At 45.0% G+C, this 13722-nt stretch carries 12 protein-coding genes; 3 read left to right on the top strand and 9 right to left on the bottom strand.

Translation table 11 applies throughout. The features are described from left to right. Positions 1–559 precede the first annotated feature (559 nt). The 6 genes from fre to trxA form a co-directional block, all read right to left on the bottom strand. Positions 560–1273 carry an NAD(P)H-flavin reductase gene (fre, locus tag BCT34_RS01195; protein ID WP_076654508.1) on the bottom strand — a complete coding sequence of 238 codons (714 nt, stop codon included), beginning with the start codon at positions 1271–1273 and terminating at the stop codon, positions 560–562. A gap of 20 nt (positions 1274–1293) precedes the next feature. Beyond that, the gene (locus BCT34_RS01190) at positions 1294–1563 is read right to left on the bottom strand and encodes a 2Fe-2S iron-sulfur cluster-binding protein (protein WP_076654509.1); all 270 of its coding nucleotides are present in this window, start codon (positions 1561–1563) and stop codon (positions 1294–1296) included. Beyond that, positions 1560–3401, bottom strand: a complete 1842-nt coding sequence (gene ubiD / locus BCT34_RS01185; protein WP_076654510.1) for a 4-hydroxy-3-polyprenylbenzoate decarboxylase — start codon at positions 3399–3401, stop codon at positions 1560–1562. The genes BCT34_RS01190 and ubiD overlap by 4 nt, the downstream gene beginning before the upstream one ends. 98 nt (positions 3402–3499) lie before the next feature. After that, complete coding sequence (locus BCT34_RS01180; protein ID WP_076654511.1) at positions 3500–4495, bottom strand: hypothetical protein; 996 nt, start codon at positions 4493–4495, stop codon at positions 3500–3502. Positions 4496–4606: 111 nt separating this feature from the next. Further along, a complete protein-coding gene (rho, locus tag BCT34_RS01175) occupies positions 4607–5866 on the bottom strand; it encodes a transcription termination factor Rho (RefSeq protein WP_076654512.1) in 1260 nt (419 codons plus the stop codon). A gap of 200 nt (positions 5867–6066) precedes the next feature. Further along, a complete protein-coding gene (gene trxA, locus BCT34_RS01170) occupies positions 6067–6393 on the bottom strand; it encodes a thioredoxin TrxA (protein ID WP_010440700.1) in 327 nt (108 codons plus the stop codon). A 111-nt stretch (positions 6394–6504) separates the two neighbouring features. On the opposite strand from trxA, the gene rhlB reads away from it, so the two are divergent. Both rhlB and gppA read left to right on the top strand, forming a co-directional pair. Further along, the gene (gene rhlB, locus BCT34_RS01165) at positions 6505–7815 is read left to right on the top strand and encodes an ATP-dependent RNA helicase RhlB (RefSeq protein ID WP_076654513.1); all 1311 of its coding nucleotides are present in this window, start codon (positions 6505–6507) and stop codon (positions 7813–7815) included. 6 nt (positions 7816–7821) lie between these two features. Next, positions 7822–9315: a guanosine-5'-triphosphate,3'-diphosphate diphosphatase gene (gene gppA / locus BCT34_RS01160; protein WP_076654514.1), complete on the top strand. Its 1494-nt coding sequence runs from the start codon at positions 7822–7824 to the stop codon at positions 9313–9315. A gap of 96 nt (positions 9316–9411) precedes the next feature. Here gppA and BCT34_RS01155 read toward each other — a convergent pair whose 3' ends face one another. From BCT34_RS01155 to recQ, 3 genes are all read right to left on the bottom strand, one after another. Continuing rightward, on the bottom strand, positions 9412–10083 hold the full coding sequence (locus BCT34_RS01155; RefSeq protein ID WP_048613244.1) for a 7-cyano-7-deazaguanine/7-aminomethyl-7-deazaguanine transporter: 672 nt from the start codon (positions 10081–10083) through the stop codon (positions 9412–9414). A gap of 270 nt (positions 10084–10353) precedes the next feature. Then, positions 10354–10665 (bottom strand): DUF3630 family protein, encoded by a 312-nt coding sequence (locus tag BCT34_RS01150; protein WP_076654515.1) that lies wholly within the window; start codon positions 10663–10665, stop codon positions 10354–10356. 77 nt (positions 10666–10742) lie between these two features. Beyond that, positions 10743–12581 (bottom strand): ATP-dependent DNA helicase RecQ, encoded by a 1839-nt coding sequence (recQ, locus tag BCT34_RS01145; RefSeq protein ID WP_076654516.1) that lies wholly within the window; start codon positions 12579–12581, stop codon positions 10743–10745. Between the two features lie 179 nt (positions 12582–12760). On the opposite strand from recQ, the gene rarD reads away from it, so the two are divergent. Further along, entirely contained in the window at positions 12761–13675 is a 915-nt protein-coding gene (gene rarD / locus BCT34_RS01140; RefSeq protein WP_076654517.1) for an EamA family transporter RarD, read from the top strand. Positions 13676–13722 lie beyond the last annotated feature (47 nt).

Here is a 13722-nt window from a genome sequence, read left to right as displayed (position 1 = left end):
ACTTCAAAACTAATATTCATGTAAACATGAACATGTAATTCTAAAGCTATTACCCCTCTCTTCTTAAATAAATAGGAACAGAATGGTAATGAATTGACTGTGCCGAATAACTACAAGTAGTTAAACGTATTGGTCACTCAGTTCATTGAAATCAATTTTGATTCCGAAGAATCTGTTTTATCTAACGATAAAACGTTTTGATATTCATCAACGAGTGCCCACACAGATTGATAGGTTTAAATTGTTAAAGAGCTTTACTTCTTGAGCGCTCCTTTTAACTAAGGAGTCTCTCGAAGTGGACGGCCATTTTAGCGAATTAACATTCAGTGTCAAACACTTTTTGAAAATTAATTTTTTGTCGCTTTCCGTCTTACTGATTCTTGCTGAAGCCTTGTGGCGACTGCCGTCTCAGTGGGGTCGCATTATAGGGAACCCTCTCAGGTTAGCAACTACTTTTTCATAAAAAATGAATAAATAGAGGTTAACTGCCTAATAGTTCACCTAAACGTAAAAAAGAGAGCATTTCTGCTCTCTTTTCACTCAAAATCTAAGTGTATTATTAGATAAAGGCGTAAGCATCAGCGTACATATGGTCTCGCTTTGCTGCTTTATTCTGAGTAAATAGGTCTCTTGCAGCACCTGCCATTTCAAAACGACCTGCAATATAGATATCGAAATCAGCCAGTGATTCGAAACTTTGCGTAATCGCTTCAAGTACATTACCAGTTTGGCCGTGCCATACTTCAGGTGCTTCTTCTACTACCGGTACAAAGTGCACATTGCTGTGCTTTTCTGCGATGCCTACTAGCTCTTCTTTTGCATATAACTGGCACTCGTCTTTTGCGCCCCAGTATAAGTGAATCTCTTTTTTGCTGTTTTGCGCGATGCAGTGATCTAGGATTGAACGTACGTAGCTAAAACCAGTACCACCAGCAATCAATAATAGAGGGCGTTCGCTTTCTTCTTTAATCCACGCATCACCGTGTGGTGCATCAATAGCGATATCGCCATCTTCTGCTTGCGCTTTCTTCATCGCTTCAACCACTTCTAATGCGTAAGCATTGTGCTCAGCGGCACCAATATGTAACTCAAGCTCACCTTCATGGCGGCATGGACTGCTTGCAATAGAAAATGGACGTTTATCTTTCTCGCCCATTTCAACCATCAGGTACTGGCCCGCTTTAAAAGAGACAGGTGTTTCTGGGTGAAGTAGGATTTGGTAAGTGTTACAAGCCAAAGGCTCGATAGACTTCACTTTACATTTAATAGTCATGTTCTTCCTCTTACTAACCCTTAATCGGCAAAGGTTAGAACTAAATTACTTTCTGCAAATGCTTGGCAAGCGAAAATCCAACCCTGTTCCTGCTCTTTCTCTGTGAGCATGGGTTCAAGATGGTAACTCACTTGCCCGTCTAATTTTTTACACATACACATCGCGCATGCGCCAACTTGGCAACGGTTTGGGAAATAGATATCGCTGTTGAGCGCAGCATCCAAGACCGTTTGCCCTTTTTCTACTGTGAAACTGATGTTTTCTGGATATAAGACTACTTGGTAGCTCATGAAATTCCTAGCTGTTCCCAGATGCTATCAATCTTTTTCACGACATCAGGATCTTTTGTAATAGGAACGCCCCACTCGCGAAGGCATTCGCCTTCCCATTTATTGGTCGCATCTAATCCCATTTTGGAGTGTCCTGTTTCGTTCTGAAGGAACAACGTATCTCTGGCCGGATCCATTCTTGTTGTTACCGCCCAAATGATGTCATTCCAGTCACTCACTTTGACATCGCCATCACACACGACAACAAACTTATTCTCATCAAATTGAGACCAAACTGCTTCCATGATTTTCTTGCCATTGCCTGCAGCTTGTTTATCAATAGACACCACAACCATGCTTGCGTTGTCGTTCTGTAGATGAATATCAATAATTTCAGGGTGAGCCTTGTTTAACTCAGCCAAGCTACCTTCTATACGTTCACTATTTACTGGTGCTGATTGTACATCAGGCGATAGCGCTAACTCTGCATCCCACTTCTTAGTGATATCTAGACCCATCTTAGAGCCCAACCCAACTACGGGTGATGCAAAATCCAACGAGTCGATAGGCGTGTTCTCTATCAACAAGCTATCGCGTGACGGATCCATATGTTCGCACATCGCTGTAGTTACTTGAGACCAATCGCGTGCATCCACATTTTCATCACACACCAATACAAATTTGGTGTACATGAATTGGCGTAAGAAAGACCATACACCCATCATCACACGCTTAGCGTGACCTGGATATTGCTTCTTCATAGTCACTACAGCCATTCGGTACGAACAGCCCTCAGGTGGCAGGTAAAAGTCTTCTATCTCTGGGAACTGCTTTTGAAGGATAGGAACAAACACTTCGTTTAATGCAACACCCAATACCGCAGGCTCATCCGGTGGACGGCCAGTATACGTGCTGTGGTAAATAGGATTCTCACGCATGGTTACATGAGTAATCGTAAACACATGGTGCTTTTCTTTCTCGTTGTAGTAACCCGTGTGGTCTCCGTATGGGCCTTCGTCCGCGAATTCATTCGGGTCGATGTAACCTTCCATCACGATTTCCGCACTTGCAGGGACTTCTAAGTCATTGCTGATGGATTTAACGACCTCGGTTTTACTGCCGCGTAATAAGCCTGCAAACGCGTATTCAGATAAAGTATCCGGCACTGGTGTAACCGCGCCAAGAATGGTGGCAGGGTCTGCGCCAAACGCTACTGATACTGGGAATGGTTTACCTGGATTAGTTTCCATCCAATCGCGCAGATCCAACGCACCACCACGGTGGGCTAACCAACGCATGATGATTTTATTCTTGCCGATCTTCTGCTGACGATAGATACCTAAGTTTTGACGTTTCTTGTTAGGACCACGAGTAACCGTTAAACCCCACGTTAGCAATGGCGCGACATCGTCAGCCCAACAGCTCATCACGGGAATTTTATCTAGATCGACGTCGTCGCCTTGCCACACCACTTGTTGGCAAGCCGCTTTTCGAAGACGTTTAGCCGGCATGTTTAAGACTTGCTTAAACACAGGCAGTTTATCAAGAGCATCTTTAAAGCCTTTTGGTGGCTCAGGTTCTTTTAGGTAAGCAAGCAACTTACCCACCTCACGCAATTCTTTGACTTCCTGACGCCCCATACCAATAGCAACACGATTAGGTGTACCAAATAGATTGGTCAAAACAGGCATGTCATAGCCTACTGGATTTTCAAACAAAAGAGCCGGGCCACCAGCACGTAGAGTACGGTCGCTAATCTCGGTCATTTCGTAGTCTGGATCAACTGGGTGAGAAATGCGTTTCAACTGACCAATACTTTCAAGGTGGTCGATAAAATCACGTAAATCTTTAAAACTCATAGGACTTCTACATGCTGATTATTCTGCGCTCAGTATATCAAAAAGGGTGACACTGAGATCCCCCTTTTTAGTGTGGTTATTGAGAGGCAAAATCCACTTTACGGTAATGCTTGCTCGATCAAAGAGCTCTTCACCTGAGGGTTATCATTGACGAGATCTTGCAACCATCGCGTATGACCTTGCTTGGCGAGTTCACGCGCGACTAATGGTGCGTCATCGGCAATCGCCATCCGAGAGACAAGAAACTGCTTCACCTCTTCTGATAATGGATTAACCTTGGTGAGTAAAGTAATTGCTTCATCTTTCAAGCGCGGGTTTTTAGTCGCAGCCATTACCTGCTCAAGCGCGAACGTTTGTTTGGTTTCGGCAAGGCGAACTAACTCACTTTGGCTATGATAATCGGCCTTCATTCGCCATAGAATCTTATAGACCTCTGGGTCTTCGCTCACTTGCGCTAATCGAACCACTACCTCAGTAGAAGGTAACCAGCTAACAATAGAAGATTCGGTAAGTTGCTTGGTCAGATAATCAACCGCTTCAGGAGACAAACTGTCTAGTTCTCTGATGAGCAGTGCTTCTCGCGTTTGAACTTGATGCTCAGATCCAGATAACCACTCTTTTAGGTCGAGTTCCTGTTTCTCTGCATCTAGTACAAACACCAGTGTCTTCTGATCTTGGCGCCACTGTTTGATAAGGCGATTAGCAATTGATGGGTAATTAAAGGCTGGTACCGTAAACTCATAGCCATCTCCACGCTCTAACACTTGATAAGTAGGCGTGATAGCGAGTTGCTGCTCGATAAAGATAGACATCTTGGGAGTGAGTGCGATTTGTTGCTTTTCAAGCTTCTTCAAGAGCTGGTAACGTGCCACCTCTTGCTGGGGAAATGTCAGACGCTCAAGCGCAAAACGTAGCGAATTGACTTCGTCACGTACGACAAGCTCGAGTAATTCAGCAGTTTTCAGTTTTACTTGATCATTCTCAAGCCAAGACTCTACTGTAAGTGGAGACATCTCGGTGGCATAGCTCATACCAACCGGTGAAAATAACAGTGAAGTAGACAGGAGTAATGATGACAACAGTCCATGTTGCATTTTAACTTCCTTGTAACACTTTTGCTCATTCTGCAAGCTGTCGTAAAAAAATGCAAATAAAAAGCGCCACCCGAGGGCAGCGCTTATTAAATAACAATCAGCTAATCAATATTACTGACGACGCATTGCGTCAAAGAACTCATCGTTCGTTTTGGTCATTGCTAGCTTGTCGATAAGGAATTCCATTGCATCGATTTCGCCCATTGGGTGAACAATCTTACGCAGGATCCACATCTTCTGTAGTTCATCGCTCTTCGTAAGAAGCTCTTCACGACGAGTACCAGAGCGGTTGAAATCAATCGCAGGGAAGACACGCTTTTCAGCAATCTTACGGTTAAGGTGCAGTTCCATGTTACCTGTACCTTTGAATTCTTCGTAGATAACTTCATCCATCTTAGAACCAGTATCAACCAGTGCTGTTGCGATGATAGTTAAGCTACCGCCTTCTTCTACGTTACGTGCCGCACCGAAGAAACGCTTTGGACGATGTAGAGCATTCGCGTCAACACCACCAGTAAGAACTTTACCTGATGAAGGAATCACAGTGTTGTATGCACGAGCTAGACGAGTAATAGAATCCAGTAGGATAACTACATCTTTCTTGTGTTCAACAAGGCGTTTTGCTTTCTCGATAACCATTTCTGCAACTTGTACGTGGCGAGATGCTGGTTCATCGAATGTTGAAGCAACTACTTCGCCTTTAACTAGACGCTGCATTTCTGTTACTTCTTCTGGACGCTCATCGATAAGTAGAACCATTAGTTCACACTCAGGATGGTTACGAGCAATACTTTGAGCAATATTTTGCAGAAGCATTGTCTTACCCGCTTTAGGCGGGGCAACAATCAGACCACGCTGACCTTTACCAATTGGAGATGCAAGGTCAAGAATACGAGCCGTAATATCTTCAGTCGCACCATTACCCGCTTCCATAACCATACGTTCGTTGGCGTGAAGAGGAGTAAGGTTTTCGAAAAGAATCTTATTACGAGCGTTGTCTGGCTTGTCGTAGTTAACCGTGTTTACTTTAAGTAGTGCAAAGTAACGCTCACCGTCTTTAGGTGGACGGATTTTACCGCCAATAGAGTCACCTGTACGAAGGTTAAAACGACGAATTTGGCTTGGTGATACGTAGATATCATCAGGGCCAGCCAGGTATGAACTGTCGGCGCTACGTAGGAAGCCAAAACCGTCTTGAAGAATTTCTAGAACACCATCACCAAAGATGTCTTCACCACTTTTTGCATGCGCTTTAAGGATGGAGAAGATAATGTCTTGTTTTCTTAGGCGAGCTTGATTTTCAAGACCTAAGCTTTCGCTAAGTTTAACAAGCTCAGACACAGGTCTGTTCTTCAGTTCAGTAAGATTCATAGTGGTGGAAGTTTGTTTAGTCAAAATAGGATCTGTTTTCTTAAGTTAAGAAGGATTTGGTCACAGGATCGACCAAGAAGAGAAATTCGTTCAATTAACGTGCGATAAATTAGCACTAAAACTAAGACTAGTCCATAGCTTAGAAAAAACAAAACCGCGCATTTGTTAACTGCACGGTTTCTTTTCAATTGCTGACCTGATTAAAGGTTAGCGTCTAAGAACTCTTTAAGTTGAGTTTTAGATAGAGCACCAACTTTAGTCGCTGCTACGCCGCCATCTTTGAAAAGAAGTAGCGTTGGAATGCCGCGAATACCAAATTTTGGTGGAGTACCAGCATTTTGGTCGATATTTAATTTACCGATTGTGAGCTTGCCTTCGTACTCGTCTGCGATTTCGTCAAGAATCGGCGCAATCATTTTACATGGACCACACCATTCAGCCCAAAAATCAACAAGAACAGGGCCTGCAGCGTTGATTACATCGTTATCAAAACCGTCATCAGTTAGCTGCAAAATCTTATCACTCATCTTCCACTCCAATGTATTTTTTAGAACTGGTTGGATGATAACCAGTAAATAGATGCCCTATTGGAATGTATTTACTTTCGTATTGCAAGCTTAAGCTGATATTCTATAGCAATGAAAAAGACGCATATCACAGAGCAAAAGTTCGCCGACTTGGATTTACTTCCGCAAGTCATTGAAGGATTGGAGAAAAAAGGGTTCGATTATTGTACCCCGATCCAAGCCTTGGCGCTCCCGGTACTGCTCACCGGCCAAGACATTGCAGGCCAGGCCCAAACGGGTACTGGTAAAACGCTTGCGTTTCTTACTGCTACTTTTAACCACCTGCTAAAAACACCTGAGCATGAAGGGCGTAAGCCTAACCAGCCACGTGCGATTATTATGGCACCAACGCGTGAACTCGCGATTCAGATCTACAACGATGCTGAATCTCTGGTTGAAAGCACAGGTATCAAAGCCGCACTTGCTTACGGTGGCGAAAGCTATGACAAGCAATTAGGTAAGATCGAAGAAGGCGCAGATATCTTAATTGGTACGACTGGCCGCATCATCGATTTCTACAAGCAGAAGGTATTTAACCTTAACCACATTCAAGCCGTTGTTCTTGACGAAGCTGATCGCATGTTCGATCTTGGTTTCATCAAAGACATCCGCTTCTTGTTCCGCCGTATGCCTGAGCCAAAAGATCGCCTGAACATGTTGTTCTCTGCGACATTGTCTTACCGCGTACAAGAGCTAGCGTTCGAACACATGCACAACCCAGAGCATGTAGTTGTTGAACCAGAGCGTAAAACAGGTCACCGTATTCAGGAAGAGCTGTTCTACCCTTCAAACGAACACAAAATGGCACTTCTGCAGACTCTAGTTGAAGAAGAGTGGCCAGAGCGCGCTATCATCTTCGCTAACACTAAGCACAAATGTGAGTCTGTTTGGGGCCACCTAGCTGCAGATGGTCACCGTGTTGGCCTGCTAACTGGCGATGTTCCTCAGAAGAAACGTGAAAAGATTCTTGAGCAGTTCACTAAAGGTGATGTTGACCTACTTGTCGCAACCGACGTTGCAGCTCGTGGTCTACACATACCTCAAGTAACACACGTATTCAACTTCGACCTACCTGATGACTGTGAAGATTACGTTCACCGTATCGGCCGTACCGGTCGTGCTGGTGCAAGTGGTCACTCGATCAGCTTTGCTTGTGAAGATTACGCAATCAACTTGCCACCAATCGAAGAATACATTGAGCATGCTATCCCTGTGTCTGACTACGATGCTTCTGCACTATTAGAAGATCTACCAGCACCATTGCGTTTACGTACACGTAACCCGCAACAACGCCGCTCAAACAACAATGGCCCACGCAACGGTAACCGTAAACCAAACCAGAACCGTCGCCCACGCCAACCGCGTCATAACAAGGAAGCTTAGTCGCTTATGAGTCAAACAGTGTCACCACCGCTTTACGCTGCAATCGACCTCGGGTCGAACAGTTTTCATATGCTCGTTGTGCGTCATATCGATGGCAGCGTACAAACCATGGCTAAAATTAAGCGCAAAGTGCGTTTAGCTGCAGGCTTAGATGAAAATAATGCGCTTAGTACAGAAGCCATGCAGCGCGGTTGGGACTGTTTGAGTCTCTTTGCAGAGCGACTGCAAGATATTCCGAAAGAAAATATCCGCATTGTGGGTACAGCGACCCTACGTACTGCTATCAATGTGGATATCTTTCTCGAGAAAGCGAACCAGATACTTGGTTACGACATCAATGTTATCTCCGGCGAAGAAGAAGCTGCGACCATTTATAAAGGCGTAGCACACACTTCTGGTGGCAGCGGCCGCCGACTGGTTGTTGATATTGGTGGCGCAAGCACCGAGATGATCATTGGTGAAGGCTTCTCCGCGAAAGCACTAACCAGCTTAAAAATGGGCTGTGTTACTTGGCTTGAGCGCCACTTTAAAGATCGCCAATTAACCGCAACCAACTTTAACAATGCCATTGAAGCGGCGAAGTCGACGTTGGCTCCTATACTAGATAGCTACACTGATATCGGATGGGACGTGTGTGTTGGTGCTAGTGGTACCGTTCAGGCACTGCAAGAAATCATGTTGGCGCAAGGCATGGATGAGGTTATTACTCATGCCAAACTTAAGCGTCTACAAAAACAAGCGATGATTACAGAGCGCTTAGAAGAGCTTGAGATTGAAGGTTTAACCCTTGAGCGCGCACTAGTGTTCCCAAGTGGTCTTTCTATTCTTATCGCGATTTTTGAGCTGCTTGAAATAGATTCAATGACACTCGCAGGCGGCGCACTCCGTGAAGGCTTAGCCTACGAGATGGTTGATGAACTACGCCAAGAAGATATCCGAGCTCGTACCATTAAGAGTGTTCAATCACGCTATCAAATGGACGTAAGCTACGGTGAACAAGTTGCTGTAGTCGCACAGACTCTGCTAGATCAGGCGGGTGCCGAAGAGTGGGTTTCAGAACCACAAGCTGGTGTGCTATTGCAAACTGCAGCCAAGCTTCATGAGATTGGTTTAACCATCGATTTCAAAAAAGGCGGCGAACACAGCGCTTACCTACTGCAAAACTTAGACCTGCCTGGCTTTACTCGAGCACAAAAGCACTACTTGGGTGAGTTGACTCGTCGCTACCGTGAACAGTTAACCTCATTACCTGAGCAGCATGCTATTTCAGGCACCAGCAGCAAGCGTATCTTACGTATTTTGCGTTTAGCTATTTTGTTGACTCATCGTCGCAATCCAGCACTAGAGCCTGAGTTTAAGCTTGCAACCGATGGTAACAATCTGACCTTGACGCTTTCTAAGCAATGGCTAGCAGACAACCCGCTGACCGCTGCTGAGCTAGAGATCGAGTCGAATAGACAAACCGATATTGGCTGGCCATTGAATATTGAATGCCTCTGATATTAGTATCTGACGCTAGAAATTAAAAAAGCCCAAGTTAGTAGACTAACTTGGGCTTTTTCTTATCTTTGCATTAATGCGTTTCTAATCTGATCCTTAAACGTTCACGCCTGTCGCTTTAAAGTCAGGGTTCACAGCCGTTAGCTTTCTAACAATGTAGTTCAGAAGCACGCCGTACATAGGCACGAATAAGCCTAAGCTGATGATAAGTTTGAATCCGTAATCGACTAAGGCAATCTCAGTCCAATGCTCGGCCATGAATGGATCTGGGCTTTGGTAGAAAGCAATCGCAAAGAACGCGATGGTATCAATAGCATTACCGAATAACGTTGAGCATGTTGGGGCAACCCACCATTGTTTAAGCTGACGTAGGCGGTTGAAAACATGCACATCCAAGATTTGACCCAGTAAATAAGCCATGAAGCTCGCCGCAGCGATACGTGCAACAAACAAGTTGAATTCGCCTAGTTGGCTAAAGCCTTGGAATGAACCTTCAAAAAACACCACTGACAAAAAATAAGAAACGGCCAGTGCAGGTAGCATCACTAAGAAAATGATTTTACGAGCAAGTTGCGCACCAAAAATGCGTACAGTCAGATCAGTCGCTAGAAAGATAAACGGGAAAGTGAAAGCACCCCAAGTGGTGTGCATACCGAAAACGGTAAAAGGTAGCTGAACCAGATAGTTGCTTGACGCAATGATGACTAAATGGAACAAAACTAATAGTGCTAGGGCTTTGCGCTGTTGCGCAGGGGTAAAGTTACTCATGCTGTACCTTTTTAGTTTGGTTTGGGGGTGAGGGAACCCAAATCGAGTCATTTCTTCGAATAATCAAAGAAAGCTCTTACCAATAATGTGAATTAAAAATGTATCTATAATTTGCTCTATTGAGCGGCGGGCGATTATACATTAATCAATATTGGCTGCAACGGTGAGAACAAACGCAAACGTTTATTCTCACTTTTATTGGTGAATGGCGTTAGAAACTATGTTTTAAAAGCCAGGTTTAAAAGCTACGTTTGGAAGCGATGCTAAAAGTTAGAAACCGCGCTTAAAAAGCGTCGCGAGATAATCAAACTCTTCTCGGCTTTCTTCCGCGTTTAACAACTCAAACCAGATTGATTCACTGTAATGTTCTGACTTTAAGAACATCCGACAGTCTTCAAAATCGATCAACCAAGAGTGCATGTCGGCGTCCCATTGCTTTTCAATAACAGATGCTGACAGTAACGCCACCAGCTTTTCACCTAACACTTCGTAAGAATCAAAATCAAAACTTGGAGACGTAATCAATAAACGCCCTTCCTCAGCCAAATACTCTCTTAAGCCAAATTCTGTTTGTGTTGTCATTTCCCTATAAACCTTATTCTTATCCGATGAACCAATCATTTTTATGAGCTTTGGCTTTCTTAAAACGATCCTAAAAATTAACCGTGTATCGTGATGTGATCTTGAATCAAATCTAAGAATGGGTCTGCGTACTTATCGAGTTTACGCTGACCAACACCGTTAACCGCCAGCATCTCACCGTATGAGGTTGGCAGCACTTCAGCCATATCAATCAAAGTCGCATCACTGAATACCACATAAGGTGGTAAACCATCTTCATCAGCAATCGACTTGCGCAACTTACGTAGCTTCGCAAACAGCTTCTTATCGTAGTTCTTGCTGCTTAGCTTATCGGACTTAGCATTACGCACTGCGGTGTCTAGACGAGGAACAGCTAACTCGAGCGTCATTTCTCCGCGTAGCAGTGGGCGCGCTTCTTCAGTCAGTTGCAACGTTGAGTTACGGGTGATGTTTTGGAACAACAACCCCTTATGAATTAGTTGCCTGAAGATACTGATCCAGTAATCATGACTGTGGTCACGGCCAATGCCGTAGGTAGACAGCTTATCGTGGCCATTATCGCGCACACGGATATTCTGCATACCGCGCATTACTTCAACCACGTAGCCCATACCAAACGACTGATTCACACGGTACACACAAGACAACGCCTTTTGCGCTTCTTGGGTCGCATCAAAATGCTTAGGTGGATCAAGGCAGATATCGCAGTTGCCACATTGCTTCTCACGATATTCACCAAAATAGTTCAGTAGCACCTGACGACGACAAGTTTGCGCCTCAGCAAAGGCACTCATCGCATTCAGCTTGTGCATCTCAACTTGCTTCTGTGGGCCTTCTTCTTTTTCATCAAGCATACGACGCAGCCACCCCATATCAGCAGGGTCAAACAGCATCATGGCTTCAGCAGGCAAACCATCACGACCCGCTCGACCGGTCTCTTGATAGTAAGATTCGATGTTGCGTGGAATATCAAAGTGCACCACAAAGCGTACGTTGGGTTTGTTGATGCCCATACCGAAGGCAACAGTCGCGACCACGATCTGAATATCATCGCGCTGGAAGGCTTCTTGAACGTAAGCGCGTTCATCGGTGTCCATGCCGGCGTGATAACCCGCAGCGCGAATGCCGTTATTGCACAGCTTCTCGGTCACCATCTCCACTTTCTTACGGCTACCACAATAGATGATGCCGCAGTTGCCCTTTTGTGTTTCTAGGTAGCGAACCACCTGTGATACGGGTTTGTGCTTCTCAACCAGGTTGTAGCGAATATTAGGGCGATCAAAGCTGCCTAAGTAAGTGTGCGGATCGATAAGCTGCAGACGCGAGATAATATCTTTACGTGTAGCATCGTCGGCGGTTGCCGTGAGCGCCATATAAGGCACATGCGGGAAATACTGTTTAAGTTGACCTAACGATGCGTATTCAGGGCGGAAGTCATGTCCCCACTGAGAGATACAGTGTGCTTCATCAACTGCAATCATTGAAAGTGGTAAGCCTTGAAGACGCTCGATAAAGTCACGCATCAATACACGCTCTGGTGACACATACACCATTTTCAGCTGACCTGAATTCATACGGTTGAACACATTCAACAACTGGTCGCGGGGCATTGAAGAGTTAATACACTCAGCTGCCACACCATTGGCTTTCAACTGATCGACTTGGTCTTTCATCAATGAGATAAGCGGCGAGATAACCAGAGTCAGCCCTTCACGAACTAAAGCAGGGATCTGGTAACACAAAGATTTACCACCACCGGTTGGCATAATCACCAAGCTATCTTTGCCTTCAACGGCCAAATCAATGACCTCTTGCTGACCATCGCGAAAGGTTTGATAACCAAACACATCTTGTAAGATGGTTTGCGCATCATTCGCGGGGGTTGGTATTTGCTCAGCAATCAGAGTGGCGGTCATTGTGGTTCCTAATCGAGGTATGAAATCAGCAAGCATCTTCGGCAAGCAAGTCGCACATTGTAGAGGGGAACGCTGGCGAATTAAACCGCAAATTGTTAGGTGAAAAGGGTTATCGCTCCTATACTGACCAACTCTCTTATAAATCTTATTAATAAGCACTCAGTGCTAGAGAAAGATGCATGACTCCAGAAGAACAACAACGTACGCGCCAAGGAATTTTGCTTGCTGTCGGTGCTTACACCATGTGGGGTATCGCCCCTATATATTTCAAATCGTTAAGTGACGTTTCCCCATTAGAGATCCTTAGCCACCGTGTAGTATGGTCTTTTTTCCTACTTGCTTTCTTACTACACATTGGCCGCAGCTGGCGTAAAGTCTGCGACACTTTGACCTCGAAACCAAAAATGCTCTATTTGGTGGCGACGTCTGTTTTAGTGGGTGCTAACTGGCTGATCTTTATCTGGGCGGTCAACTCCAATCACATGCTTGATGCCAGCTTGGGGTATTACATCAATCCACTGATCAACGTGTTACTCGGAATGCTGTTCCTTGGCGAACGCTTGCGTAAACTGCAATGGTTTGCGGTGGCTCTGGCTGCGATTGGTGTATTAATTCAATTAATTGCCTTCGGCTCAGTGCCGATCGTCGCCATTGCCCTAGCCTTTAGCTTCGGTTTTTATGGCTTACTGCGTAAGAAAGTCAGCTTAGAGGCGCAAACGGGGTTGTTCATTGAAACTCTGGTGATGCTGCCGCTCGCCGCAACCTACTTGCTGTTTATTGCCGATAGCCCGACCTCAGACTTATCGATGAACCCGATGCAACTCAACCTGTTACTGATTGCTGCCGGAGTGATCACCACGGTTCCACTGCTTTGTTTTACTGGCGCTGCAACCCGCTTGAAGCTATCGACACTCGGGTTCTTCCAATACATTGGACCAAGCTTAATGTTCTTTTTAGCGGTGCTGATTTATGGCGAAGCCTTTACTTCAGATAAAGCGATTACCTTCGCCTTTATTTGGGGCGCTCTGGTTATTTTCAGCTTTGATGGCCTACGTAACAACAAGAAGAACAAACGCGCTAAGCAGTCACACTGATCGTTTTTTACAAGACAATCCCTTAATACGAAGATAAGCTTGGTTGA

Origin of the sequence: Vibrio sp. 10N.261.45.E2 (assembly GCF_002875705.1) — a bacterium.
Taxonomy (GTDB): domain Bacteria; phylum Pseudomonadota; class Gammaproteobacteria; order Enterobacterales; family Vibrionaceae; genus Vibrio.
Note: the sequence above shows the minus strand (reverse complement) of the source record. Positions and strands in the feature narration are given on the sequence as shown.